The organism is Cupriavidus sp. YAF13 (genome assembly GCF_052113425.1).
In the GTDB taxonomy this organism is placed as follows: domain Bacteria; phylum Pseudomonadota; class Gammaproteobacteria; order Burkholderiales; family Burkholderiaceae; genus Cupriavidus.
The window spans coordinates 24,361-50,144 of sequence record NZ_JBFRDD010000052.1; the positions used below are offsets into that span (position 1 = coordinate 24,361).

Consider the following 25,784-nt stretch of genomic DNA (forward strand, 5'->3'; position numbering starts at 1 on the left):
TCATATTCCACCATATTTATTCATTTCATGAATGTTATTTTCTACATGGATTGAATAGACTCAAATTTACATTACGTTATTTATTGAATTGATGCCGATCAGGTCAGGGTCAGCGGCCCGACCGGCATCCACAAAGCCATGGCCACCCGAAACACCCTCTTCATCATGTGCGACCAGCTGCGCCAGGACCACCTGGCGTGCTACGGCCACCCCACCCTGCGCACAAAGCATATCGATGCCCTGGCCGCGCGCGGCGTGCGCTTCACCAAGGCGTTCGTCACCTCCGGCGTTTGCGGCCCGAGCCGCATGAGCTTCTACACCGGGCGCTACCCGAGCAGCCACGGCGCCACCTGGAACCGCGTGCCGCTGTCCGTTGGCGAAGTCACGCTGGGCGAATACCTGAAGGACAGCCACCGTGCGCTGGCGCTGGCCGGCAAGACGCACGTGATGCCCGACAACGCCAACATGAAGCGCCTGCATCTCGACGGCGGCAGCGAGCTGGAAACGCTGCTGCGCAGCGGGCACTTTGTGGAAGTCGACCGCCATGACGGCCACCACGCCGAGCCGCACAGCGCTTATGCCGAGTGGCTGCGCAAGCAAGGCTACGACAGCGCCGACCCGTGGACGGACTACGTGATCAGCGCCGAGAACGCGCAAGGCGAGATCGTGTCGGGCTGGCAGATGCGCAATGCCGGCCTGCCGGCACGCGTGGCGCAAGCGCATTCGGAGACGGCTTATACGGTGGGCCAGGCGATGCAGTACATCGCCGCGCGCGGCGACGACCCCTGGGTGCTGCACCTGTCGCTGGTCAAGCCGCACTGGCCCTACATGGCGCCCGCGCCCTACCACGCGGCTTATTCGCTGGACGACTGCCTGCCGCTCAAGCGCCACGAGGCGGAGCTGGACAACCCGCATCCGGTGCTCGACGCGTACCGCACGCAGGAAGAATGCGCCAACTTCATGCGCAGCGAAGTCTCGGACACGGTGCGTCCCGCCTATCAAGGCCTGGTGCAGCAGATCGACGATCGCCTGGGCGAGTTGTGGGAACAACTGGAGCGTCTGGGCCGCTGGGAAGACACGCTGATCGTGTTCACGGCAGACCACGGCGACTTCCTGGGCGACCACTGGCTCGGCGAGAAGGAGCAGTTCTACGACACCGTGCAGAACATCCCGCTGATTGTCTACGATCCCTCGGCCGAAGCCGACGCCACCCGCGGCAGCGCGGATGCGCGCATGGTCTCGGCCGTGGACGTGGTGCCGACCGTGCTGGACGCGCTGGGCCTGCCGCCGGCCGACCATCGCGTGGAAGGCCGCTCGCTGCTGGATCTCACGCGCGAGCGCGGCAATGGCCAGTGGCGGGATTTCGTGGTGTCGGAGCTGGACTACGCGTATCGCGGCGCGCGGATCGCGCTGGGCCGGCCGCCGGGCGAGTGCCGGGCGTGGATGGTGCGCAATGCGCGCTGGAAGTATGTGCACTGGCAGGGATTTCGCCCGCAGCTGTTCGACCTGGAACGCGACCCGGACGAGTTCTTCGACCTGGGCGAGGATGCCGGCCACGAGGCCATCCGCTCGGCAATGCGGCTGCACCTGCTGGAATGGTTCTGCACCCTCAAGCCGCGCACCACGGTGAGTAACGACGAGGTGGCGGCCAAGACCAATGTGTATAAGCAGGCGGGCGTGTTTTTTGGCGTTTGGTGAGGTGGTTTAGTTTGGTGAGGTGGCTTGGATCGTGGCGCGACGTGCCGGGATACCGCCGGGGAGGGGTAAAGATTCCCGCCGGTCTGGCCGTAATACCGCTTAGGCCACCCTGGGCGCCAGTGCCAGGGCAACGGCCAGGAGGGGGGAGCCTGGGCTGACGCCGTCGAACCTTGTCAGGCAAGCACGGAGATTCCTCGCCACGATCATCGAACGCAACCGCTGCAAGGTTTTGAAATGGGCAATGTAGTCCTGCTCGAGGATGAGGTCGAGCTGCGCGAGGAAATAGCGGCTTTCCTGCAAAAGCGAGGCTGGACGGTCAGCCAGGCCGGCAGCCTGGCGCAATTCCTGCCCCTGGCCGTGCAGGCGGACATCGCCGTCATCGACGTCATGCTCCCCGACGGCACGGGTTTCGATGCGGCCAGCCGCCTGCGCCGCGAGCGCCCCGGCTGCGGCATCGTCATGCTCACGGCCCGCGGCGAAACGCAGGACAAGCTGCACGGCCTGAACGGCGGGGCGGACCACTATCTGGTCAAGCCGATCAAGCTGCTCGAATTCGACGCCATCCTGCGCGCCTTGAGCCGCCGCGTCGTCTCCAACTGGTGGCTCGACCGGCAGGCCAGCACGCTGGTGGCGCCGGCGGGAGCCCGCATGGCCGTGTCGTCCAACGAGAGCAAGCTGCTCGAAATGCTGGCGCGCCATCCCACCCAGCCGGTCGATCGCCGCCAGATCGCCGAAGGCTTCGGCTTTGACTGGCTGAGCTACGACGAGCGCCGGCTGGAGACCATGGTCAGCCGGCTGCGGCAACGCTGGCGCAGCGAATCGGGCAGCGAATTGCCCCTCAAGACCGCCCACCGCAAAGGTTATACGTTCGCCGCGCCCATCGCGCTGGCCTGAGCCTGCAGGCCCGGCAGCGCCGACGGCAAAAAGATCGTGGCGCGGCAGCCCTGCCCGGGCGCGCTGTCCAGGGTCAAGGTGCCGCCCTGCATTTCCACCATGCGCCGGGCCAGCGACAAGCCAAGCCCGGTCCCCGGCTTCTGGCCCGCATTCTGGCCGCGATAAAAGCGCTCGAATACGCGCGGCAGGTCCGCCGCCTCGATGCCGGGGCCATTGTCCTGCACTTCCAGCACCACGCCTTCGGCCACTTCCCGGCCCCTCAAGACCACCCGGCAGCCCGCGGGCGTGTACTTCACCGCGTTGTCGGCCAGCGTGCGCAATGCCAGCCGCAGCAGGCTGGCGTCGCACAGGAAGGCTTCTGGCAAGCGCTCTCCATCCACCTCCAGCCGGTGCCCCTCCGAAAGCAGTTGCGCCGCCGCCGCGGCATCCGCCAGCAAATCCGACAGGCTGGTGGGCGACGGCCGGGAACCATGGCGCAGCAATTCGAAGCCATCTTCATGCAGGGAGTCATTGAGCAGCATGGTCAGGCGTTGCGTGGCGCGCAGGATCTTCTGGTACCGGGCCGAGGTCTGCGGGTCATCATGGGCATCGTCCAGGTCCAGGTTCTGCGCCGTGGCATCGATCACCGCCAGCGGCGTGCGCAGTTCATGCGAGACCGTGGACAGGAACTGCCGCTGCTCCTCCTGCGCGCGCCGCTCCAGCGACAGCGACGCTTCCACCTGCGCCATGGCATCCCTGAGCGCCTGGGTGCGCAAGGCGACCTTGACCTCCAGGTCGCGCTCGGCCTGACGGGCCACGCGCAAGGCTTCGGCCTGGGCGGCCTCCTTTTCGGCACGCATGTCGGTGTAGCGCCAGCTGATGGCCGAATTCATGATAAGCAGGAACGCCATCATGCCCAGGTAGTTGGCGTTATCGACGAACGCGCCGGGATCGATCGCGCCGACATTACGCGCCAGGCGCAGCACGGTGCCGCCAAAAAGCAGAACCAGGACGAACAAAAGCACACGCGCGGCCTTTTGGCCGCGCCAGGTCATCGCCGCGGAAGCGATCAGCAGTATGCCCATGGTGACGAGGCCCCAGAGCAGCGCCAGTGGGCGTATCCACCAGACGTTACCCAGCAGCAAACAGGGGGTCATGACCAGCGCCACGCCCCAGGCCAGCAGCGAAAAGCCGATCGCCCAACGCCGCCACGGCGACTCGTACAGGCCCAGGTAGTGCGCCGTGAACAAGGTGCCAAGCGGCGTCGCGAAAAACCAGCTCACCACGTAGACGGCATCGCTCGTCAGCGGCCATCCAGGCAGGAGGTACTGATACGTGAAGCCCTCGGCGGACAGCGAGGTGAACAGATTGGCCAGCACAGTCAGGCTGAACAGGCCAAAGGAAAGATTGCGCGTTACCCAATAAAACCAGACGCTGGTAATCAGCAAGACCAGGTGCGCTGCGTAGAACAAGCCAAACAGAAGCAGCTCGGTGCCGATAAAGGAAATGAACGCTTCTGGCGACCACGCCACCAGGGGAAAGCTCATCGTGCTGGTACTGCGCACGCGCAGATACAGCGTGACCGGCTTGTCCACCGGCAAGTCGAGCTGAAACACCGGATTGCGGTAATCCACGTCGCGCCCCGCCACCGGCCGCCTGTCGCCGGACACCCGCTGCGCGTATCCACCCGCCGCTAGTGGCTCGAACAGCGTGACGTCGTCCAGCAGCGCCGAGCGCAGCTCCAGCAACCATACCGGCGCGGCTTGCTCGGGGCGCGTCAGGGTGATGCGCAGCCAGACGGCCCCCTTCACGTAGCCAAGGGCGGGAGGGGAATACTGCGGCTGGAAGGCCGCCGCGAACTCCGGCCGCGATAGCTGCTCGATGGTCAGCACATCCTGCGGATCGCGCAGCAGCTCCCAATGCTCGCCCAGAGAAACCTCTCCCGCCTGCGGCAGACGCATGTCTGCCCACGCCGCGGAGTGGCAGAGCCAGCACAAGAGAACGATCCAGAATAGCCGAAGCATTGTCCCTTCAAGTCGCGTTTCGCGGAAAAGGCCACGACTATATCCCAGCAAGGATCGGGCCTTTTCGCTTTCCTTGGCAATGTCAGGATTTGTCAGTTTTGCGGTTGTTCCACTGGATAGGATCGGCGCTGATCAAAGCACTCGACTCCTAATCGCCATGCGTAATCCAGCCCTTCGCACTCACTGCGATATCCAACATGGCGTCACCGATGGGAAGCAGTCCGTAACGATGTCAGTGACGACACCGCAAGACAAAGCGCCGCGGCCCCGCTCCGCCACCCACGGCGCCGTCGCCGCCGTGGGCCTGGCCGCGTTCCTGCTGGCCGCGACCATCGTGCGGACCGACCGGCCCTTCGGCGATAACATGGTGCATTCGGCCCTGTTCATCGTCGGGGTGACGGCAGCGGCCATCTTCCTGCTCGACCTGATCTGGCAGAAGGTGCACTTGCGCGCCGCCACCGGCCTGGATTTCTCCCGGGACAATCCGTCGTGGCACCGCAGCCTGACCAAATTGGCGGGCCTGCTTGGCAGCATGGGCTTTGTCGGCCTGCTGTACTGGCTGTTCCCCGAATACCATGCGGCCTTCTACGCGCGTTACCTCTCCATGCTGGCAATCGTGCTGCCGGGCTGGGCCGCGCTGGCGCTGCCCTATTTCTTCTTCGTCGACCGCAAGATGGCCCGGCCCCTGGACGGCTACTGGCACATGGGCAAGCTGGTCACGTTGCAGTGGGGCAAGGTGGATGGCAAGGTGGCGGGGCAGCATCTGCTAGCCTGGTTGATCAAGGGCTTCTTCCTGCCCCTGATGTTCACCTATATGTGCAATGACCTGGCGCGTTTCATCGCCGCCGACTTTGCGCTGCTGGCGAGCTTCAAGGCCTGGTTCGACCTGCTCTACGGCTTCGTGTACTTCATCGATGTCGGCCTGGTGGTGATGGGTTACCTGATGGCGCTGCGCATCACCGACACGCACGTGCGCTCGGCCGAGCCGTCCATGCTGGGCTGGGCGGTGGCGCTGGTATGTTACCAGCCGTTCTGGTCGCTGGTCGGGCGGCAATACCTGCATTACGAGACCGGCCTGCAGTGGGGCGCGTGGCTTTGGAACACGCCGCTGCTCTATGGCATCTGGGGCAGTGCGATCCTGGTGCTGACGGCGATCTACGTCTGGGCGACGGTGAGCTTCGGCGCGCGGTTCTCGAACCTGACCCACCGGGGCATCATCACCAACGGGCCTTACCGGTGGACCAAGCACCCCGCCTAGGTGGCCAAGAACCTGTCCTGGTGGATGATCTCCATCCCCTTCATGGCCCAGGGCCCGGCGGATGAAACGCTGCGCCACTGCCTGCTCCTGCTGGCCTTGAATGGCATCTATGCGATGCGGGCCATGACGGAAGAGCGGCATTTGTCCCAGGATCCGGACTATGTGGCTTACGCCAGGTGGATCGACCACAACGGCATGTTCCGCTTCCTGCGCAATCTGCCCGTGCTGGGGAATCCGCGCTACAGGGCACCGGTGTCGCTTGAGCCGGCCGCCTGACTACCCATCGGCCGCCATCCTGTTGCCGGCAGAACGCGTTACCCCACGAACCGATATCCCACCCCCACCTCCGTCATCAGGTGCGAGGGCTGCGCCGGATCGGCTTCCAGCTTGTGCCGCAGGTGCCCCATGTACACCCGCAGGTAGTGGCTGCTCTCCGAGTGCGCCGGCCCCCAGACCTCGCGCAGCAGTTCGCGGTGCGTCATGACCTTGCCGCGATGCGCGATCAGTACGGCAAGCAGGCGATACTCGATCGGCGTCAGGTGCACATCCTGCCCGGCGCGGGTGACCACGCGGTTGGCCAGGTCGATCTGCACCTCGCCAAAGCCGATCTGCGGCGTGCCTTGCGGATTGGTCTTGGCGTGGCGGCGCAGCAGCACGCGCACGCGCGCGATCAGCTCGCCCACACCGAAGGGCTTGGTCAGGTAATCGTCCGCGCCGGCGTCCAGCGCGGCGATCTTGTCGTCCTCGCCGGAGCGCGCCGATAGCACCAGCACCGGCACTTCGGTCCAGGTGCGCATCTCGCGGATCAACGTCATGCCGTCGCCATCGGGCAGGCCCAGGTCGAGGATCACCACGTCGGGCTGGCGCGTGCCGGCATCGATCAGGCCGCGCTTGAGCGTCTCGGCCTCATGCACGGCGCAGCCTTCTGCCTGCAGCGCCTCGCGCACGAAGCGCCGGATATGCGGCTCGTCTTCGACCAGCAAGACAGTCGGCGAAAATTCAAATGCCATTTCAGTTGGACTCCTTGTTTGCCGCATCGCGCGCGGCCAGCCCTGCGCCGTTGCCCGGCGTGGCGAGTAGCGCCGGCTCAAGTGCCTCGGGCGGCTCGGGCTCGATCGCAGGCGGATTGCCGCGCGGCAGCGCCACGACAAAGCGTGCGCCAGTGTGGTCCGCGTTCACGCTCTCCACCCAGATGCGCCCGCCGTGCACCTGCACGATGGCCTCGCACACGGCCAGGCCGAGGCCAACGCCCGCGGTCGCGGACTCGCGCTCGCCGCGCGTGAATTTCTGGAAAATCGAGAGCTCTTGCCCGCGCGGCACGCCGGGGCCATCGTCCGCCACCGCAAGCCGCACCTCCGCTTCGACCACTTCGCCGCAGATGCGGATGCCGGTGCCCGGCGGCGTGTACTTGGCAGCATTCTCCAGCAGGTTGCACAGCACCCGCTCCATCAGCACCGCATCGCACTCCACCAGCGGCAGCGCCGATAGATCCGCGACCGACACGCGGTGCCGCGACAGCGCATCGCGCATGCCGGCCAGCGCCGCGCCCACCAGCTCTTCGAGCGACTGCCACTCTTTTTGCATGCGCACATCGCGGCTTTGCAGCCGCGCCATATCGAGCAGGTTGACCACCATGGTGCGCATGCGCAGGGCTTGCTCGCGCATGGCACCGACGGTCTCCGACAGCGACGGCGGCAGCGGCGGCTCGGTGCGCTGCATAGTCTCGGCCATGCCGATCAGGCTGGTCAGCGGCGTGCGCAGATCATGCGAGACGGCGGCCAGCAGCGAGCTGCGCAGCCGCTCCGACTCCATCGACACCAGCGCCTGCTGCGCCACCTCCACATAGTGCAGCCGCTCGATGGCGATGGCGATCAGCGTGGCGAACACGTCGATCTGCCGGCGCCGCTCGGGCCGCGCGAAGGCGCGCCACTCCTGCGGCTCCACCGCCAGCACGCCGCGCGTCTGCATCGGCGCCTTGAGCGGCAGGTAAAGCACCGTGCTGCCCGGCAGCGTGTGGGTGCCGGTGCCGGCGGGCTGGCCGTGATCGAACACCCATTGCGCCAGCACCGGATCGATCGCGTCATTGCCGCGCTGCGTGGGGTCGATCACCGGCGGCATCAGCCGCCCCTTGGGCGAAACGAGGAAGAACGCCGAGCGCGCGCCAAGCGCGGCTTGCAGGAAGCGGCTGCTGATGTCGATGATCTGCTCGGGCATCAAGGCAGCGGACAACTCGCGCGCCAGCTCGTACAAGGTGCGCGCATCGGTCTCGCGCTCCACCGACACCTGGGCCTGCTCGCGCAGCCCGGCGGTAAGCTGGCCGATCACCAGGCCCACCGTCAGCAACACCGCGAACGTGACGAGGTACTGCACGTCGCTCACCGCGAAGGACATGCGCGGCGGCACGAAGAAAAAGTCGAAGGCCGCCACCGACAGCACCGAGGCCAGCGCGGCGGGGCCGCGGCCGTGGCGCAGCGCCACGCCGACCACGGCCGCGAGGAACAACATCGCGATATTGACCAGGTCGAACCACGGCCGCGTCAGCGCCGACATCAAGCTGGCGCCCCCGCACCATGCCACCGCCCACAGGTAGTCGATGCGGTGCGCCACCACGCTGCTGTCGTCGATGCGCGCCGCATCCTCGCGCACGTCGGCGCGCCCGAGCGCCGGTTGCGCGCGGCCGCGCGTATCGGCGCCCATGGCATCGGCGGCCACGCGGATCACGTCGATCTCCGGGCAGCCGAGCGCCAGCGAATCGGCAAAGCTATGGCGCCCGAACAGCCAGGCGCGCGCACCCAGGAACGGCGACAGGCCGAGTGCCAGCAGCGCCCGGCCGCGCGCCAGGAGGCTGCCGCCGCTGCGGCGCCAGTTGCCGGGGGCCCGCCCGACCACCACCTTGGTGAGGTTGTGGCGCCGCACATAACCCGCCACCGCCTGCACGATATCGCTGCCGGCCAGCGTCTCGGTGCGCGCGCCCAGCTCTTCGGCCAGGCGCATCGCCTCCTCGATATTGGCGCGCTCGTGCTCGGCAAGCGGCGCCAGGCGCGGCGTGGCCACCGTGACCACGTGCCAGTCGCAATCGAGCTGCCCGGCCAGCCGGCGCGCGCTCTTGACCACCTGCGCGGCATCGTCGCCAGTGCCAATGCACGCCAGCACCGCCTCGCGCGTGCGCCACACCGGGCGGATGGATTCGGCATGGCGGTATGCGCGCACGTCGTCGTCGACGCGGTCGGCGGTGCGGCGCAGCGCGAGCTCGCGCAACGCGATCAGGTTGCCCTTGCGGAAAAAATTGGTGGCCGCGGTGCGCGCCTGCTCCGGCAGGTAGACCTTGCCGTCGCGCAGGCGCCGCAGCAATTCGTCGGCGGGCAGGTCCACCAGGATGACTTCGTCGGCATCATCGAAGACCGTGTCGGGTACCGTCTCCCACACACGGATGCCGGTGATGCCGCCCACCGCCTCGTTGAGGCTGTCCAGGTGCTGGACATTGACAGTGGTCCACACATCGATGCCGGCCGAGAGCAGTTCCTCGATGTCCTGCCAGCGCTTGGGGTGGCGGCTGCCGGACGCGTTGGAGTGCGCCAGTTCGTCGACCAGGACCAGCGCCGGGCGCCGGGCCAGCGCGCCGTCCAGGTCGAACTCCTGCAGCACGCGGTCGTCCAGCTTGTGATGCGGCATGGCCTTCATCGGCAGCCGCTCCAGTCCCGCGATCAGCACCTCGGTCTCGGCGCGGCCATGGGTCTCCACCACGCCGATCACGACATCGCTGCCTTGCTCGCGCAGCGCCCGGGCGGCGGTCAGCATGGCGAAGGTCTTGCCCACGCCCGCGGACGCGCCGAAATACACCCGCAGCTTGCCGCGCGCGGCGCGCTCCCCCTCCTGCTGCATGCGTTGCAGCAAGGCGTCGGGATCGGGCCGGCCGGGGGCGTCGCGCTGGGCGGTGTCAGGCATGGTGGGGGTCATTGCCCGGGAGGAGGATGGATGAAAACGATTGTGCCACGCTTAGCCGTAGCGAAGGCCGCATCTCCCTGCTGCGCTGCGCGGTAGAGTGAGAGCCCCTTCACCGCTTCCCGCCATCCAGCGCCAGGTTCAACTGGAGCACATTCACCACCGGATCCCCCATCACCGCGAGCAGCGGCTTTTCTGTGTTGGCCGCCACCAGCGCCTCTACGCGCTCCAGCGGCAAGCCACGCAGCCGGGCCACGCGTGCCGCCTGGTACTGCGCCGCAGCCGGGCTGATCTGCGGATCGAGGCCACTGCCGGAAGCCGTGACCAGATCCACCGGCACGGGTGCCTTGTTGCCGGGGTCCGCCTCGTGCAGCGCGTCGATACGGGCGCGCGCGGCATCGGTCAGGGCCGGGTTGCTCGGGCCGAGATTGGAGCCGCCGGAAGCCGCCGCGTTGTACGGCATGGGCGCGGTGGCCGACAAGCGGCCCCAGAAGTACTTGGGATCCGAGAACGGCTGGCCGATCAGTTCCGAGCCGACGACACGGCCATCCTTGACGATCAGCGAGCCGGCCGCTTCATGCGGGAACACGGCGCGCGAGATGCCGGTGATCACGCCGGGGTACAGCAGGCCGGTGACGGCCGACAGCACGACGAAGATCGTCAGCATGGGGCGCAGCAGGCCACCCTGGATGGGCGTGGCGGGCTGGGCGGGTTGGACTTGCGTATTCATGGATGGCTCCGTTTATGTTCAGCGCGTTCGATGCGTGCAATGCGTGCGATGCTGCGCTCAGACCCAGCCGAACAGGGTCAGGATCATGTCGATCACCTTGATGCCGGCAAAGGGCACCAGGATGCCGCCGAGGCCGTACACCAGCAGGTTGCGCCTCAGCAAGATGGCCGCGCCGAGCGGCCGGTACACCACGCCGCGCAGCGCCAGCGGGATCAGCACCACGATGATCAGCGCGTTGAAGATCACCGCCGACAAGATGGCCGAGGCCGGCGTCGACAAGCCCATCACGTTGAGCTGGTTGAGCTGCGGGTACGTGGTGGCGAACGCTGCCGGGATGATGGCGAAGTACTTCGCCACATCATTGGCCACGCTGAAGGTGGTGAGCGAGCCGCGCGTCATCAGCATCTGCTTGCCGATCTCGACGATCTCGATCAGCTTGGTCGGATTGCTGTCGAGGTCGACCATGTTGCCGGCTTCCTTCGCCGCCTGCGTGCCGCTGTTCATCGCCACCGCCACGTCGGCCTGCGCCAGCGCCGGTGCGTCGTTGGTGCCGTCGCCGGTCATCGCCACCAGGCGGCCTTCGGCCTGGTAGTCGCGGATCAGCTTGAGCTTGGCTTCGGGGGTGGCTTCGGCAAGGAAGTCATCGACGCCGGCTTCCGCTGCGATCGACGCGGCGGTGAGGCGGTTGTCGCCGGTGATCATCACCGTCTTGATGCCCATCTTGCGCAGCTCGCCAAAGCGCTCGCGAATGCCGGCCTTGACGATGTCCTTGAGCTCCACCACGCCAAGCACGCGTACGTGCTCGCCATCGGTGCTGGACTCCGCCACCACCAGCGGCGTGCTGCCGGCGCGGGCCACGTCGTCCACAGCCTGCATCACGGCATCGGGGAACTTGCCGGCGCGCTCGGTCACGTACTTGCGCACGGCATCGGCGGCGCCCTTGCGCACGCTGCGCCCGCCGGCGTCCACGCCGCTCATGCGGGTCTGCGCGGTGAACGGCACGAAGATCGGGCGCAGCGCGCTGATATCGGGCGTGGCGGCACCGGCCTGCTGGCGCGCCAGCGTGACGATGCTGCGGCCTTCCGGCGTTTCATCGGCCAGCGACGACAGCCAGGCGGCTTCGGCCAGTTGCTGCGCCGACACGCCGGGCGCGGCGATAAAGCGTGAAGCCTGGCGGTTGCCGTGCGTGATGGTGCCGGTCTTGTCGAGCAGCAGCACGTCCACGTCGCCGGCGGCCTCCACCGCGCGGCCCGAGGTGGCGATCACGTTGGCTTCCATCATGCGGCTCATGCCGGCCACGCCGATGGCCGACAGCAAGCCGCCGATGGTGGTCGGGATCAGGCACACCAGCAGCGCGATCAGCACGGTGATGGTGACGGGCATGCCGGCCTTGGCGACGAACACGCTGTACACCGAGAACGGCTGCAGCGTGGCGGTGGCCAGCAGCAGCACGATGGTCAGGCCCACCAGCAGGATGGTCAGCGCCAGTTCGTTCGGCGTCTTCTGGCGCTTGGCGCCTTCCACCATGGTGATCATGCGGTCGATGAAGCTCTCGCCCGGATTGGTGGTGATGCGCACCACGATCCAGTCGGACAGCACGCGCGTGCCGCCGGTGACCGAAGAGAAGTCGCCACCGGATTCGCGGATCACGGGAGCCGATTCGCCGGTGATGGCGCTCTCGTCCACCGAGGCCACGCCTTCGATCACGTCCCCGTCGCCGGGCACCATGTCGCCCGCCTCGACCAGCACCACGTCGCCGCGGCGCAGCGCGGCAGCGCCGCGCGCCTCGGTGGCGCCGGCGGCGCGGTAGTCGCGCCGGCCTTCCTTGACCAGCTTGGCGGTGACGGTGGTCTTGAGTCCGCGCAGCGCTTCGGCTTGCTGCTTGCTGCGGCCCTCGGCCAGCGCTTCGGCAAAATTCGCGAACAGCACGGTGAACCACAGCCACACCGACACGGCCAGGATAAACCCGGCGCTCTCGCCACCCGCCGTGGCGGGCGAGAACAGCGCGCGGAAGAACACGATCGTGGTCAGGATGCTGCCCGCATAGACCACGAACATCACCGGGTTGCGCAACTGGTCGCGCGGCGAGAGCTTCTTCACCGAATCGAGCAGGGCCGGCTTGACGAGCTCGGGGGCGAACATGCCGCCGCGCGGGCGATGATGGCCGCCGCTCTTTGGCGTGGCCAGGACCGGCGTGACCACGCTGGTGGCCGGGGTAGTGTTTGCCGGTGCCACGCCGGCGTTCTTGCTGCGCGTCACCATGGATTCTTGTTGCATGCGTTTCTCCATTACTTGCTAGCCGCCGAGACCGCCGGCGCCTGCAGCTGCTCCGCCACCGGGCCCAGCGCCAGCGCCGGGATATAGGTGAGCGCGCCCACCATCAGCACCGAGCCAACCAGCAGCACCACGAACAGCGGGCCGTGCGTGGGCATGGTGCCCCCCGTCACCGGCAGCCTGCGCTTGGCCGCCAGCGAGCCCGCCATGGCCAGGATCGGCACGATGATCCAGAAGCGGCCGAACCACATCGCTGCCGCCAGCGCCACGTTGTAGAAGGGCGTGTTGGCGGACAAGCCGCCGAAGGCGCTGCCGTTGTTGTTGGCAGCCGACGAGAACGCATAGAGGATTTCCGAAAAGCCGTGCGTGCCAGGGTTGAACACACCGGCGCGGCCCGGCTCCACCATCACCGCCACCGCCGTGCCCAGGAGCACCAGCAGCGGCGTGACGAGGATCGCCACCGCGGTCATCTTCATCTCAAAGGTCTCGATCTTCTTGCCCAGGTACTCCGGCGTGCGGCCGATCATCAGGCCCGCGATGAACACGGCGAGCACCGCGTACACGAGCATGCCGTACAGGCCCGAGCCCACGCCGCCGAACACCACTTCGCCAAGCTGCATCAGCAGCATCGGCACCAGCCCGCCGATGGCGGTGAAGGAATCGTGCATGGCATTGACCGCGCCGCACGACGCCGCCGTGGTGATGGTGGCGAACAGCGCGGTGGCGGCGATGCCGAAGCGCGTTTCCTTGCCTTCCATATTGCCGCCGGCCTGCAGCGCGCTGGCCGCATGGTCGATCGGCAAACCCGCCAGCGCGGCGTTGGCCTGCTGCTCGGAGGCCGCCGCGACGCATGCCATCACGATGAAGATCACCGCCATCGACGCCAGGATCGCCACGCCCTGGCGGCGGTCCTTGACCATCTCGCCGAAGGTGAAGCACAGCGCCGCCGGGATCAGGAAGATGGCCAGCATCTCGATCAGGTTGGCAAGCTCGGTCGGGTTCTCGAACGGATGCGCCGAGTTGGCGTTGAAGAAGCCGCCGCCGTTGGTGCCAAGCATCTTGATGGCTTCCTGCGAAGCCACCGGGCCCATTGCCAGCGTCTGCTTGTCGGTCTTCATGGCCTCCATCACCGGCGCGCCCTTGGCGTCGAGCACGGGCTGGCCGGCTGCGTCCACCTTGGGCTGGCTGTACTCGACCGGCGTGACCAGGCTGACTTCCTTGTAGCTGTCGAAGTTCTGGATCACGCCCTGGCTGACCAGCGCCAGCGCGATCGCGGCGGAGATCGGCACCAGCACGTAGAGCGTGCAGCGCGTCATGTCGACCCAGAAGTTGCCGATGGTGGCCGCGCTCTGGCGCGCAAAACCGCGGATCAGCGCGAACACCACGGCGATGCCGGTGGCCGCCGAGAAGAAGTTCTGCACCGTGAGCGCTAGCATCTGCGTGAGATAGCTCATGGTGGATTCGCCCGCATAGCCCTGCCAGTTGGTATTGGCGACGAAGCTCACGGCGGTGTTGAAGGCCGAGTCCGGCGACACCGCGCCGAAGCCTTGCGGGTTAAGCGGCAGCCAGGCCTGCATGCGCTGCAGCGCATAAACCACCACCACGCCCAGCATGTTGAAGGCGATGACCGCGATGGCATATTGCTTCCAGCCCATCTCGGCATTGGCGCGCACGCCCGCCACGCGGTACAAAACGCGCTCAAGCGGGCGGCCCCAGGCCGTGGCGAGGTAGCGGTCGTCTTCCATCGCGCGGCGGATATAACGCCCCACGAAGGGCGCGAGCGCCAGCAGGATGGCTAGGTAGAGGACCAGTAGTCCCAGGAATTCGGTGGACATCAGAATTTCTCCGGCCGGAACAGGGCGATCAGGAGGTAGATAAAGACAGCAACGGCGAGCACGCCGCCCAGCAGGTCAGCCCAGTCCATCACAGCCTCCTGTCGGTGGCGCTGTCCTTGCGGCGCGCGTCGGCGGCTTCTCCGCCTGGCCCCTCGGCCGCGCCCAGCGGTTTGCCTGCAAGCGCGGCGCACAAGAGCAGCAGTGCGCCAGTCAGCGCACCAAACAGCAACAAACCAATGAAATAGATCCCGTCCATGGCAACACACCGTGAGTGATTCACAGATGGCAGATTAGGGATCGAGCGGTAAAAACGGGGTAGAGAGGGAAGGCGGGGGTGTAAAGAAGATATAAAAATCGCGTAAAAACGGTGCGAAAGCGCGTGGCGGCCGCCAGGCATCGGCGCCAGCTTTTAAAAAAAAAGCCCCGCAGGCTGTTGGCCTTGCGGGGCTATGCAGGTCGCCGAAGCCGGCTGTGGCGCCGGCCGCGTCAGGAGCGCCTGATCCGTTGCATCGGTTATGTGGTCATTAGTACGATCAGTGATATGGCCAGTGATAGGGTCAGTTGTAAGTAAAGACCGCCGACTTGTTGCTGTTGTCCAACATGCGGTACCCGAACAGCAGCCCGCGGTTGGTGGTGGCCGTGAAGGCCGGCACCGCCGCGTTGACCACGATCGAGGTCGCGCCCCTGGGCGCCGGCGTGGATGTACTCCAGGTGCCGTTGTTGTCGACCGTGGCGGCAACGCTGCCGATCTGCTGGGCGGAGACGTTCTGCACCCAGTCCGCCGTCAGCGACGTCTGCGCACCGGCCAGGCTGGCGTTGGACGGGTCCAGCGCGGCCAGCGACTTGCTGCCCAGCGTGTTCCACGGCAGGTTCACCCCTTGGGTGGCCGGCACAAGGTCGCTCAACAGGGTCTTGTTGTAGCTGTAGGTCGGCGTGGTGTTGGTGCCATGGAACAGCTCGATGCGGTACTTCGCGCCCTTGACCACCTTGGAGGCATCGGCGTTGTCCGCCGCCTGCGCCCACACCAGGCTGACAGGATTGCCCGCCAGGGTGCTGGCCGCGCTACCGCTGAGGCCCGCGGTCCGCGAGAACCAGAAGTTCGGGCAGTTGTACGACGGCGAGGGCGGACTGAACTCGTTGCCGCACTGGGCGGTGACGGGCACCGTGCCGGTCTTGTTGCTCACGTCCATGTAAGTCTGGCCCACCTCGGCCGGGACCGGCGCGATATAGACGATGCCATTGCTCGGCAAGCCGGGCCCGGTCACGCGCGCATAGCTCAGGGGGGCGTTGTTGACGACGCTGCCCGGGCCCTTGGCGTTGATCAGGAACTGGATGCCGCTCTGGAAGTGGCTGTAGTTGTTGTTGCTCTTGTTGAAGCCCGGGTTCATCTGCTCGACGCGCCGGATCTGGAGCTTGAGCGTGACGTCGACCGGCTGCTGGTTGCCGACCAGCCACCAGGTCGACGGATGCGCGCTGGACGCGCCGCCCCCGATATCGCGGGCCGTGGTGATGATGTTGCCGGGGTTGCCGCTGGCGTCAAGGTACCGGATGTTGAAGATGGCTTCGTCACGCCCCGAGGCCGTCGATGCGGCGGGATAGAACGCCATGATTTCCGGCACGCTGAACTGCGCGCCCGTCATGGTATCGCTGGTCAGGATGCCGTAGAGCAATTGCCCGAAGTAGTAGCCGTTGTGCAGGAAATCGACACCGGCCGCATTGCTGACGTCGGCAGCGATGTTCTGGCATGCGGACGCCACCCCATTGACCTCCGGGCCGCCTTGCGACGCGCTCAGGCTGGCATTGGAGGACGTCACGCGCTGCGCGACGGGCAGTGCGAAGCAGGCTGAGAGCCCCTTGGCGACCGCTTGCGCTGCCTGCGGCAGGGCCGCGACGCCGGCGGGCGGCGCTTTGAGCGTGCCGCCCGTGCTGGTGGCGGTGGCGATAGCCACGGGCGTCGGGTTGTCGACGGTGGCCAGCGCCAGCTTGCCGGTGGCCGGATCCGTGACCACCTTGACGATATCGAGCACCTGGTCGGCGGTATTGCCCACGCCGGCGGACGTGGCGGCGGTGATGGCGGTCGAGAACGGATCGTAGCTGGCGGGCGCGCCGATGGCGGCGAGCACGCTGGCGAGCTGCGCGACCACATTGGCGGTGACCTTTTGCAAGGCAGCGGTGTCCACCGTCTTGCCACTGACGAACGTCAGCGGATTGCCGTCGGCAGCGAGTTGCGCCACGATGGCCGTGGTCAGCGGCGTGGCGTTGATGGTGAGCTTGGCGCCGGCAGCCGGCGTGACGGTGCTCACGCTGACCAGCGGCGCGGTGTTGCCCGTGGGGTCGGTGACGACCACGAAGAACGGCGCCACCTCGCCCGTCTTCAGGGTACAGGTGTAGGTGCCCAGCGCGCTGGTGGTGATCGCGGCTTCCTGGCAGGGGGACGCGCCCGCGCTGTCGGTAATGGCCACATTGGCATTGGCCAGCGCCGCGCCGGTGGCGGCCGTGCCGGTCACTGCGGCCGCGGCCAGGACCGGCTTGTCGCCGGTGGAGCCGCTGCTTGTGCTATCGCTGCCGCCGCCACCGCAGGCGGCCAGCGCCAGCAGTGCCGCGCCGCTCAGCGCGACCCCGAATGTCTGAAGTTGGAGCTTCATTGGATTTCCCCCCTGAGAATGGATTCCGGTGTTTCTTCTGCTTTTTTTGCCAGCGCCGTGCCGGCAACATGATTTACGGCAGGACCCTGTAATTCGTTAGCCGGCCGATGGCAGCGGTCTTGCGGCCCCCGGCACGGGCAAGACTAAGCAGCCGGCCAGCAGGTGGGAATCCCATAAACATGGCATGGCGCCCCGCCCCGGACTGCGCAGGGAGGATCGGTGGGGATTAACGGGGGCTTCGTGGGGGCGGCAGGCGTGGCAACCGGGTTGCGGCGCCGCGCAGGTCAGATCCAGCCGGACTTATGCAGCTTGCGCCAGAGCCCGCCGCAGGCCAACGCGGTCACCCCGATCACGGTCGGATACGCATAGTGGAATTTCAGCTCCGGCATGAAGTTGAAGTTCATGCCGTACAAGCTGAACACCACGGTGGGAATCGCCAGGATGGCGCCCCAGCCGGCCAGGCGCTTGACCACTTCGTTCTGGCCCACCGTGACCAGCGCCAGGTTCACCTGCACCGCGGTGGTCAGCATCTCGCGCACCACGTCCAGGCTGCGCACCAGGCGGCTGGCATGGTCCTCGATGTCGCGGAAGTACGCGCGCAGCTCCTTGGGGACCAGGTCCTCGTGCAACCGGATCAGTTGTCCGCAGATCTCCTCGATCGGGTAGACCGCATTGCGCAGGCGCAGCACCTGGCGCTTGATGTGGTACAGGTGCTCGATCGCGGCGCGGTCGAACTCGTCGCGGAAGATGCCTTGCTCGAGCTGCTCGAAGCCGTCCTCGAGCCGGGTGACGATGGGCATGTAGTGGTCCACCACGAAATCCATCAGCGCGTAGAGCACGTAGCCCGGGCCGTTGGCCAGCGCGCGCGCGTCGCTCTCGCAGCGCTCGCGCACCGGCGCGTAGCTGCTGCTCACGCCGTGACGGACCGACACCACATAGTTGGGGCCGACGAACAGGTGGGTCTCGCCCACCACCACTTCCTCGTCCACCAGTTGTGCGGTGTTCAGCACGATGAAGATGGAGTCGCCGTAGGTCTCCAGCTTGGGGCGCTGGTGGGCATCAAGGGCATCCTCCACCGCCAGGTCGTGCAGGCCAAACTCCTGCTGCACCTTGCGCAGCAGCGGCAGGTCCGGTTCGTGCAAGCCCAGCCAGACAAAGGTGCCCGGGACCGAGATTGCCTCGCTGATCTGGTCCAGGGCGACATCACCCACGCGCTTGCCGCTGCGGTAGGCCACACTATTGACGATCGCGCCCATGGCTGCTCCATTGTTCAGATGGCGCAATCGTAACAAGGGCGCCGTCAACGCGCCGCATCCGGCACTGGCCTCGGGTCATCCGGCATTTGTTACAGTTCTGCACCCAGACGAAGTTAGAATGTCCCATTTCCACGGTCACCGACTATGTCCCAGAAGAAATCGCCACGCTTCGAGCTGCGCAGTGGCAATGTCGACGCCCTCCTCCTCGCTCTCAAGACCACCGACATCGCGGCGCTGCGTGACGATCTCCTGTCCCGCTTCGAATCGACTCCCGATTTCTTCTCCAATGATGTGGTGGCCCTGGACCTGCGCCGGCTGGAAGGCGACGACCAGGTAGCCCTGGACACGGTGATCGAGACCCTGGCCCTGCTCAAGGCCCGCGCTATCGGCGTGGTGGCCCGCGAGGCGCAGCGGGGCTGGGCCGAGTCGTTTGGCCTGCCGCTGCTCGACAGCCAGAGCCGGCGCGGCGGCCGGGACGAAACCCCGCCGGCCGAGCCGGCAGGCCCCTCCCCGGCCGAAGCCCTGGCCGACGCCCAGGCTGCGGCCCAGGCCGAGGCAAAGGCTGCGGCCGCCGAAGTGGAAGCCGCCGCCGCGGCCGCCATTGCCGAAGCCGCGTCGCGCAGCGTGCCCACCATGCTGATCGACAAGCCGCTGCGCTCCGGCCAGCAGATCTACGCCGCCGGCGACGTGGTGATCCTCGACCTGGTCAGCTACGGCGCCGAGGTCATCGCCGAAGGCAACATCCATATTTATGCCCCGCTGCGCGGCCGCGCGCTGGCGGGGGTCAAGGGCTACGCGCAGGCGCGCATCTTCTGCACCTGCCTGGAACCCGAACTGCTCTCCATCGCCGGCATCTACCGCACCGCCGAACTGCCGCTGCCCGCCGATGTGCTGGGCAAATCGGCCCAGGTGCGGCTGTCGGGGGAGAAACTGATTCTCGAACCGCTCCGGATGAAGTAACACCCGCCGCAGAGCCCAAACCACAGCAGCGCAAGCTTCAACCATTACTGGATCCAAGAGCCATGGCAAAAATCATCGTTGTGACCTCCGGCAAGGGAGGCGTAGGCAAGACCACCACCAGCGCCAGCTTTTCCGCCGGCCTGGCCCTGCGTGGCCATAAGACTGCCGTGATCGACTTCGACGTCGGCCTGCGCAACCTCGACCTGATCATGGGTTGCGAGCGCCGCGTGGTGTACGACCTGGTCAACGTGGTACAGGGCGAAGCCAACCTGAACCAGGCGCTGATCAAGGACAAGAAGTGCGAAAACCTGTTCATCCTGCCGGCCTCGCAAACGCGCGATAAAGACGCGCTCACCAAGGAAGGCGTGGAGAAGGTCATCAATGGCCTGGTCGACATGGGCTTCGAGTACATCGTCTGCGACTCGCCCGCGGGCATCGAGTCCGGCGCCCTGCTGGCCATGTACTTCGCCGACGAGGCCCTGGTCGTGACCAACCCCGAGGTGTCCTCGGTGCGCGACTCGGACCGCATCCTGGGCATCCTGTCGTCCAAGACCAAGCGCGCGGCCGAAGGCGGCGACCCGATCAAGGAACACCTGCTGATCACGCGCTACAACCCGAAGCGCGTGCACGGCGGCGAAATGCTGTCGCTCACCGACATCCAGGAAATCCTGCGCATCAAGCTGATCGGCGTGGTGCCGGAATCCGAAGCCGTGCTGCATGCGTCCAACCAGGGCACGCCGGCCATCCACCTGGAAGGCTCCGACGTGGCCGACGCCTATGGCGACCTGGTGGACCGCTTCCTCGGCAAGGACAAGCCGATGCGTTTCACCGACTACCAGAAGCCGGGGCTGCTTTCGCGCATCTTCGGCAATAAGTAAGGGGGGTCTACCATCATGTCGATTCTGTCCTTCCTGCTCGGCGAGAAGAAGAAGTCCGCCTCGGTTGCCAAGGAGCGGCTGCAGATCATCCTCGCCCATGAACGCACCGGCCATTCCGCGCCGGCCGATTACCTTCCTGCCTTGCAGCGCGAGCTGGTCGCGGTGATTTCCAAATACGTAAAGATCAGCGACCAGGATCTGCGCGTGAGCCTGGAACGCCAGGACAATCTCGAGGTGCTCGAGGTCAAGATCGAGATCCCACAGGGATAACCCTGAGCCGGGCCAGCACGCTCCGGCCCGCACTCAAGCGGCGGCGCTTCACCGTGAAACGCCCGCCTAGCCTGCCTCGGTGGCCGGAGCGCGCTCGCGCTGCCGGCACCATCCCCCACACCGTGGGGTGCGCGAGTCACGCTGGATTCATCTCGCGATGCACCATTGTGTAAATTTGTCGCGGCGTCGCAACGTTTTTGCACCAATTGCCAGCTTAGAGGCGGCCAACGGCGTGCATTAGTGTCTAAATCTTTTCTGTTTTGTTAAATTTTCGCGGGCGTTTACACGAAACGTAAACTCGTCAGCCATCGCGATCCGACCGCTGACACTACAGAATAGAAAAGGAGCCACATGAAGAAATCAGCCCTGACCCTCGCACTTGGTACGCTGCTGGCCGGCAGCGCCTACGCACAAACGTCCGTGACCCTGTACGGTATCGTTGATCAGAGCATTCGCTACAGCAATAACTCGAATGGCAACAACGATAGCCTGTATCAGCTGACCAACGGCGCCATCACCAACAGCCGCTGGGGCATCAAGGGCAGCGAAGCCTTGGGCAACAACCTGAAGGCAATCTTCCAGCTGGAAAACGGCTTCGATCCGGATACCGGCAGGGCCAACCAAGCTAGCGCAGCCAATCCGGGCGGCCGTCTCTTCGGCCGTCAGGCTTATGTGGGCCTGGCCGGCGACTTCGGCACCATCAAGCTGGGCCGCCAGTACACCGAAGGCTTTAACTTCTTCGGCGACTACGATCCGCTGACCATCGGCAACTACACCGCGAACGCCTGGCCGTTCTTCCTGACGAACTTCCGTAATGACAACGTAGTCAGCTACGGCGGCAAGTTCGGCGGCCTGGACGTAGGCGCCAGCTACGGCTTTGGCGAGAAGGCTGGTTCCATCACCTCGTCGCAATACTGGGGCACCCGCGCTGCGTACACCGTTGGCCCGTTCGGCTTTGGTGGCGTGTACCAAGAGGTCCGCGACGCCAACGGCAACAAGCAGCAAATGTGGGGCGCGGCCGGTAAGTACAGCATCGGCCCGGCCAAGATCTTCCTGGGTTACGTGGGTGGCAAGGACCGCACCGGTAACGTTGATGCCAGCCTGAATGGTGACGCGCTGGCCGCTGGCACCGCCAACGCAGTACCGGCGGGCAACTTCACGTCGAACCCGCGCAAGGACACCATCGGTTACCTGGGCGTGACCTACCAGGCAACCCCGGCACTGGCTCTGACTGGCGTGTTCTACGGCGATCACGTCAAGAACGCGAACGGCGTTTCTAACAACCAAGGCAACCGTTACACCGGCGTGCTGCTGGCTGAGTACTCGCTGTCCAAGCGTACCCAGGTCTACGGCACCGTGGACTACAACAAGGTGACCGGTGGCACGAAGACCGAACTGCCGGGCAAGAACAACCAGACTGGTGCGGCACTCGGTATTCGCCACATTTTCTGATTGCCCTTGTCGGCATGCCCCGCGCTCGCGCGGGGTAACGCCTGATTGCAAGAAAGCACCTTCGGGTGCTTTTTTGTTGTTCAGAGCATTTTTCAGAGCGACATGGGCAGGTGCAGATGCCAGGTGACCCTGCCATCGGCTTCAGTTCCGTCTTCAGTTCCGTCTTCAGTTCCGTCTTCAGTCCTGGCTTTGGCATCCGCGGCGCGATCCGCATCGAGCGCGCCGCCATGGCGCAACAGCACGCGGCGGCAAAACTGCATCGCCGGCGTCCCGGCACGCGCGTCCTGCCACGCATCAACATCGGCATCGGCATCGGCATCAGGCACGAAGGCGATCGAAATCCGGCAGAGGCGGCCGTCGAGCCGCTGGCACACCCGCGGCGGCTTGCCCCCGGCGGCGGACATCATGGCCAGCGCCATCAGCACGCGCAGGGCTTCGGGCAGCATGGCGGTATCGCCCCGTATCCAGGCCTTGTGGCCAGCCAGCTCGAGTTCGGGCGCGGGCGCGGCATGCAGGCAGAGCGTGTCGGCGGACTCGCGCAGCAGCGCTGTCAGGTCCAGTATCTCCATGCGGTAACCGTGGGCGAGCTCGCGCAACAGCCGCGCGATGTCGTCGGTGAGCCGCAGCGACACCTGCGCATAGCCCGCCGTCTGCGCCACAAATGCCGCGTGCGCGCGTGCGGACGGCACGTCCTGGTGCAATTGCACCAGCGCCAGGATGGCACTCTGCGGCGAGCGCAAATCGTGCGACAACGCCCGCATGGCGGTTTGCCAGGATGCCAGCGCCGCGCTGTCGCAGGCCGCCGCATCGATGGCGCCGCCGGCAGGCAGCATGGCGCGGATGGCGGCCATGCCAACGGGCTTGTCGCGCGCGCCCTCCTCCGTGCCTGCCCCCATCCTGTGAGCGAGACGCTCCAGGTGCCGCGCGGCCGCGCGCAGGCCGGCCACCCAGCGCAGGATTTCACAACGCAGCCACGCCGTCATGGCGCCGTGCTGGTGAGTTCGAGACGGTAGCCATGCGTGTAGACCGGCAGCAGGCGCAGCCCGTGTTCCGGGTGCAGGGCAAGCTTGCTGCGCACACGCGACATATGCGTATCGATGGTGCGCGACAGCGGCGAGATCTCGCGCCCCCAGACCGCCGCCACGATATGGTCGCGCGACACGATGCGGCCTTCGTTGCGAAACAGCAGCACGGCCAGGTCGAACTCCTTGGGCGTCAGCCTGAGCGGCTGGGCGCGATGCGCCACCGTGCGCGCGGCGCAGTCGATGACATAGTCGGCCAGCGCCACCTGCGCGCCGCCGCTGCCCGGGTCCGGATAGGCGCGGCGCAGCAGCGAATGGATGCGCGCCAGCAGTTCGCCGCGGCGCACCGGCTTGAGCATGTAGTCGTCGGCGCCGGTGGCGAAGCCATCGACGATGTCTTCTTCTTCCACGCGGCAGGTCAGGAACATCGCGGGCACGCGCCGGTCCAGGTTGGCGCGCACCCAGGTCAGCACCTCCTTGCCGGAAAGATCCGGCATCTGCCAGTCGAGCAGCAGCAGGTCGAAGTTTTCCTCGCGCAGTTGCCGCAGCAGGTCGCGGCTGCGCGTGAAGGTGGTGCAGGCATGCCCGGCCTCGCCGAGAATCTGCCGGATCAGGGCCGCCTCTGCGGGTTCATCTTCCAGTGATGCGATCTTCATACCCATGCAATTTGGCCGGAAAGGCTTGGACGCCTGCCGGTCTCGCGGTAATTGGCGCCGCCGGCGCCAGGGAGTGACCCGACGATGCGGGGCTATCCGTCATTAGAAGCCGCGAGAGAAATCTTTCGTATGAGAAATTTCGCAATCTGCGGCGGCAGCCTCGATTAACGATCCGCCACGCAGGCCGCGACGCTAAGATGCCCTGGCAATGCCGCGCACGAGGAGAGAGTTCATGCGAGTCGCAGTACTGGAGGACAACCCGGCGCGAGCCGTCCTGCTGGAGCAGACGCTCAGGCTCAGCGGCCATGAGGCGGTGCGCTTTCGCGAAGGGGGCGCGCTGATGCAGGCGCTGCGCAACGAGCCATACGCGCTGCTGCTGATGGCCTGGGAGGTTCCCGGCATCCCGGCGCGCGACGTCTTGCTGTGGATACGCCGTACCCTAGGCGATGCGCTGCCGGTGATGCTGCTGAGCCAGCACAACGACGACGACCATATCGCCCGGTGCTTCGCCCATGGCGCGGATGCCTTCCTGCCGCCGCCGGTGCGCCACGCCGAGCTGGCCGCGCGCGTCGACGCGCTGCTGCGGCGCATGGCGCCGGTAGCGCAGGCCTGCGGCGACCTCGAGCTGGGTGCGTACCGCTTTGTGCTGGCCGAGCGGCGCGCTTTCGTCAACGGCCGCCTGGTCAAGCTAGCGCCCAAGGAGTACGAGCTGGCGGTCTTGCTGTTTCGCCATGCCGGCCAGTTGTTGCTGCGCCAGACCATCGAGGAATCGGTCTGGCGCCGCAGCATGCCGCCGGCATCGCGCACGGTGGACAGCCACCTGTCGCGCGTGCGCACCAAGCTGGCGCTGGAGCCGCGCAACGGCGTGCGCCTGTCGTCGGTGTATGCCACCGGCTGCCGGCTGGACCTGATCGAGCAGCCGTGATGCGGCTGCTCGATCACCCGTGCTGTCGCCCGCCCTGCCCCGTCAGTCCGCCTTGATGCCCGCTTCCTTCACGATGCGGGCGTTGTCGTCGTATTCCGCATGGATGGCCTTGGCGAATTGCGCGGCGGTACCGCCGGTGGGGACTTCGCCGCCCTTGAGCAGGCGCTCGCGCACCTCGGGCTCTTGCAGGGCCTTGTTCAGTTCGGCATTCAGCCTGGTGATGATGGCCACGGGCGTGTGCGCGGGCGCGAAGATGCCGAAGGTGGAAGTGAGGTTGGCCTTAGGGTAGCCCAGCTCGGCAAAGGTCGGCACATTGGGCAGCGACTCGATGCGCTTGGGTGCGCCCACCGCCAGCGCGCGCAGCCGGCCGGCTTGCATGTGCTGGGTCAGCATGGGGCTGGCGTTGGTGCTCATCACCTCGAACTGGCCGCCGAGGGCGTCGTTCATCTGCTGGCCCGCGCCCTTGTAAGGGATCAGGGTCAGGTCGGCCTTGGCCTTCGACTTGACCTGTTCCAGCATGACATGGCCCACCGTGCCCAGGCCCGACGTGGCCCAGCGTACCGAACCGGGCTTGGCCTTGGCTTGCGCCAGCAGATCCTGGAACGACTTGCCGCCGAAGCTCGACGTGGCGATCACCAGCACCGGCGAGTACATCACGCTCATGACCGGCGCGATGTCGCGCTGCGGATCGTAGTTGACGCGGCCTACGTGCGGGTTGAGCGTGAGCGGGCTGGTCGAGGCAAAGCCCAGCGTGTAGCCGTCCGGCGCGGCCTTGGCCACGGCGTCGATGCCGATGCTGCCACCCGCGCCCGCCTTGTTTTCCACCACCACCGAGGCGCCCATCTGGGCCGACAGGCGCTCGCCGAGCGCGCGCGCCACGGTATCGCTGATGCCGCCGGTGGGATAGGCCACGATCAGCCGGATCGGGCGCGCGGGATACGCACCAGCCGTGCCAGCGGCGTCAGCAGCGCTGGCGAGCGGGCACGTCAGGGCCGCAAACACGGAAGCAGCAGCCAGCAGGGGAATTCGGTGGGAAGCGGACATGGCGGGGGACGACGAGGACAACGGTTGGAAGACGGAACAACG

General features: G+C 66.5%; 22 protein-coding genes. 9 read left to right on the forward strand and 13 right to left on the reverse strand.

What is annotated here, in order from left to right; genetic code table 11:
• Positions 1-138 precede the first annotated feature (138 nt).
• Both AB4061_RS31670 and AB4061_RS31675 read left to right on the forward strand, forming a co-directional pair.
• A complete protein-coding gene (locus AB4061_RS31670; RefSeq protein WP_441640168.1) occupies positions 139-1,698 on the forward strand; it encodes a sulfatase-like hydrolase/transferase in 1,560 nt (519 codons plus the stop codon).
• Positions 1,699-1,932: 234 nt separating this feature from the next.
• The gene (locus AB4061_RS31675; RefSeq protein WP_441640169.1) at positions 1,933-2,592 is read left to right on the forward strand and encodes a response regulator transcription factor; all 660 of its coding nucleotides are present in this window, start codon (positions 1,933-1,935) and stop codon (positions 2,590-2,592) included.
• Here the strand turns inward: AB4061_RS31675 and AB4061_RS31680 are convergent.
• A complete protein-coding gene (locus AB4061_RS31680; RefSeq protein ID WP_441640170.1) occupies positions 2,559-4,532 on the reverse strand; it encodes a sensor histidine kinase in 1,974 nt (657 codons plus the stop codon). The genes AB4061_RS31675 and AB4061_RS31680 overlap by 34 nt on opposite strands.
• 292 nt (positions 4,533-4,824) lie before the next feature.
• Between AB4061_RS31680 and AB4061_RS31685 the strand changes: the two genes are divergently transcribed.
• Positions 4,825-5,853, forward strand: coding sequence for a hypothetical protein (locus AB4061_RS31685; protein ID WP_441640171.1), 1,029 nt, complete (start codon positions 4,825-4,827; stop codon positions 5,851-5,853).
• On the forward strand, positions 5,854-6,129 hold the full coding sequence (locus AB4061_RS31690) for a hypothetical protein (RefSeq protein ID WP_441640172.1): 276 nt from the start codon (positions 5,854-5,856) through the stop codon (positions 6,127-6,129).
• 38 nt (positions 6,130-6,167) lie between these two features.
• On the opposite strand, the gene kdpE is transcribed toward AB4061_RS31690, so the two are convergent.
• The 9 genes from kdpE to AB4061_RS31735 all read right to left on the reverse strand — a co-directional run bounded on the left by kdpE (position 6,168) and on the right by AB4061_RS31735 (position 18,535).
• On the reverse strand, positions 6,168-6,863 hold the full coding sequence (gene kdpE, locus AB4061_RS31695; protein WP_253932621.1) for a two-component system response regulator KdpE: 696 nt from the start codon (positions 6,861-6,863) through the stop codon (positions 6,168-6,170).
• A gap of 1 nt (position 6,864) precedes the next feature.
• Positions 6,865-9,798 carry a DUF4118 domain-containing protein gene (locus AB4061_RS31700; RefSeq protein WP_441640173.1) on the reverse strand — a complete coding sequence of 978 codons (2,934 nt, stop codon included), beginning with the start codon at positions 9,796-9,798 and terminating at the stop codon, positions 6,865-6,867.
• A 109-nt stretch (positions 9,799-9,907) separates the two neighbouring features.
• The gene (gene kdpC / locus AB4061_RS31705) at positions 9,908-10,525 is read right to left on the reverse strand and encodes a potassium-transporting ATPase subunit KdpC (protein ID WP_441640174.1); all 618 of its coding nucleotides are present in this window, start codon (positions 10,523-10,525) and stop codon (positions 9,908-9,910) included.
• A 57-nt stretch (positions 10,526-10,582) separates the two neighbouring features.
• A complete protein-coding gene (gene kdpB, locus AB4061_RS31710; RefSeq protein ID WP_441640175.1) occupies positions 10,583-12,802 on the reverse strand; it encodes a potassium-transporting ATPase subunit KdpB in 2,220 nt (739 codons plus the stop codon).
• A gap of 11 nt (positions 12,803-12,813) precedes the next feature.
• The gene (gene kdpA, locus AB4061_RS31715; protein WP_441640176.1) at positions 12,814-14,634 is read right to left on the reverse strand and encodes a potassium-transporting ATPase subunit KdpA; all 1,821 of its coding nucleotides are present in this window, start codon (positions 14,632-14,634) and stop codon (positions 12,814-12,816) included.
• Positions 14,634-14,723, reverse strand: a complete 90-nt coding sequence (gene kdpF / locus AB4061_RS31720; protein WP_006164365.1) for a K(+)-transporting ATPase subunit F — start codon at positions 14,721-14,723, stop codon at positions 14,634-14,636. The genes kdpA and kdpF overlap by 1 nt, the downstream gene beginning before the upstream one ends.
• Positions 14,723-14,890 (reverse strand): hypothetical protein, encoded by a 168-nt coding sequence (locus tag AB4061_RS31725; protein WP_441640177.1) that lies wholly within the window; start codon positions 14,888-14,890, stop codon positions 14,723-14,725. Before AB4061_RS31725 ends, kdpF begins: the two co-directional genes overlap by 1 nt.
• A 301-nt stretch (positions 14,891-15,191) precedes the next feature.
• A complete protein-coding gene (locus AB4061_RS31730) occupies positions 15,192-17,279 on the reverse strand; it encodes a hypothetical protein (protein WP_441640178.1) in 2,088 nt (695 codons plus the stop codon).
• A 284-nt stretch (positions 17,280-17,563) separates the two neighbouring features.
• The gene (locus AB4061_RS31735) at positions 17,564-18,535 is read right to left on the reverse strand and encodes a magnesium and cobalt transport protein CorA (RefSeq protein ID WP_441640179.1); all 972 of its coding nucleotides are present in this window, start codon (positions 18,533-18,535) and stop codon (positions 17,564-17,566) included.
• Between the two features lie 144 nt (positions 18,536-18,679).
• Here AB4061_RS31735 and minC point away from each other — a divergent pair, with 144 nt between their 5' ends.
• From minC to AB4061_RS31755, 4 genes are all read left to right on the forward strand, one after another.
• Complete coding sequence (gene minC / locus AB4061_RS31740; protein ID WP_441640180.1) at positions 18,680-19,495, forward strand: septum site-determining protein MinC; 816 nt, start codon at positions 18,680-18,682, stop codon at positions 19,493-19,495.
• A 62-nt stretch (positions 19,496-19,557) separates the two neighbouring features.
• Complete coding sequence (minD, locus tag AB4061_RS31745) at positions 19,558-20,373, forward strand: septum site-determining protein MinD (RefSeq protein WP_043342744.1); 816 nt, start codon at positions 19,558-19,560, stop codon at positions 20,371-20,373.
• A gap of 15 nt (positions 20,374-20,388) precedes the next feature.
• The gene (gene minE / locus AB4061_RS31750) at positions 20,389-20,643 is read left to right on the forward strand and encodes a cell division topological specificity factor MinE (RefSeq protein ID WP_006164360.1); all 255 of its coding nucleotides are present in this window, start codon (positions 20,389-20,391) and stop codon (positions 20,641-20,643) included.
• A 351-nt stretch (positions 20,644-20,994) separates the two neighbouring features.
• Positions 20,995-22,095: a porin gene (locus AB4061_RS31755; RefSeq protein ID WP_441640181.1), complete on the forward strand. Its 1,101-nt coding sequence runs from the start codon at positions 20,995-20,997 to the stop codon at positions 22,093-22,095.
• Between the two features lie 92 nt (positions 22,096-22,187).
• On the opposite strand, the gene AB4061_RS31760 is transcribed toward AB4061_RS31755, so the two are convergent.
• The gene (locus AB4061_RS31760) at positions 22,188-23,078 is read right to left on the reverse strand and encodes a hypothetical protein (RefSeq protein WP_441640182.1); all 891 of its coding nucleotides are present in this window, start codon (positions 23,076-23,078) and stop codon (positions 22,188-22,190) included.
• The gene (locus AB4061_RS31765) at positions 23,075-23,773 is read right to left on the reverse strand and encodes a response regulator transcription factor (protein WP_441640183.1); all 699 of its coding nucleotides are present in this window, start codon (positions 23,771-23,773) and stop codon (positions 23,075-23,077) included. Before AB4061_RS31765 ends, AB4061_RS31760 begins: the two co-directional genes overlap by 4 nt.
• Positions 23,774-24,005: 232 nt before the next feature.
• Here AB4061_RS31765 and AB4061_RS31770 point away from each other — a divergent pair, with 232 nt between their 5' ends.
• Positions 24,006-24,698, forward strand: a complete 693-nt coding sequence (locus tag AB4061_RS31770; protein ID WP_441640184.1) for a response regulator transcription factor — start codon at positions 24,006-24,008, stop codon at positions 24,696-24,698.
• Positions 24,699-24,740: 42 nt separating this feature from the next.
• Here the strand turns inward: AB4061_RS31770 and AB4061_RS31775 are convergent, their stop codons facing one another.
• Positions 24,741-25,742, reverse strand: coding sequence for a Bug family tripartite tricarboxylate transporter substrate binding protein (locus tag AB4061_RS31775; RefSeq protein ID WP_441640185.1), 1,002 nt, complete (start codon positions 25,740-25,742; stop codon positions 24,741-24,743).
• Between the last annotated feature and the right edge of the window lie 42 nt (positions 25,743-25,784).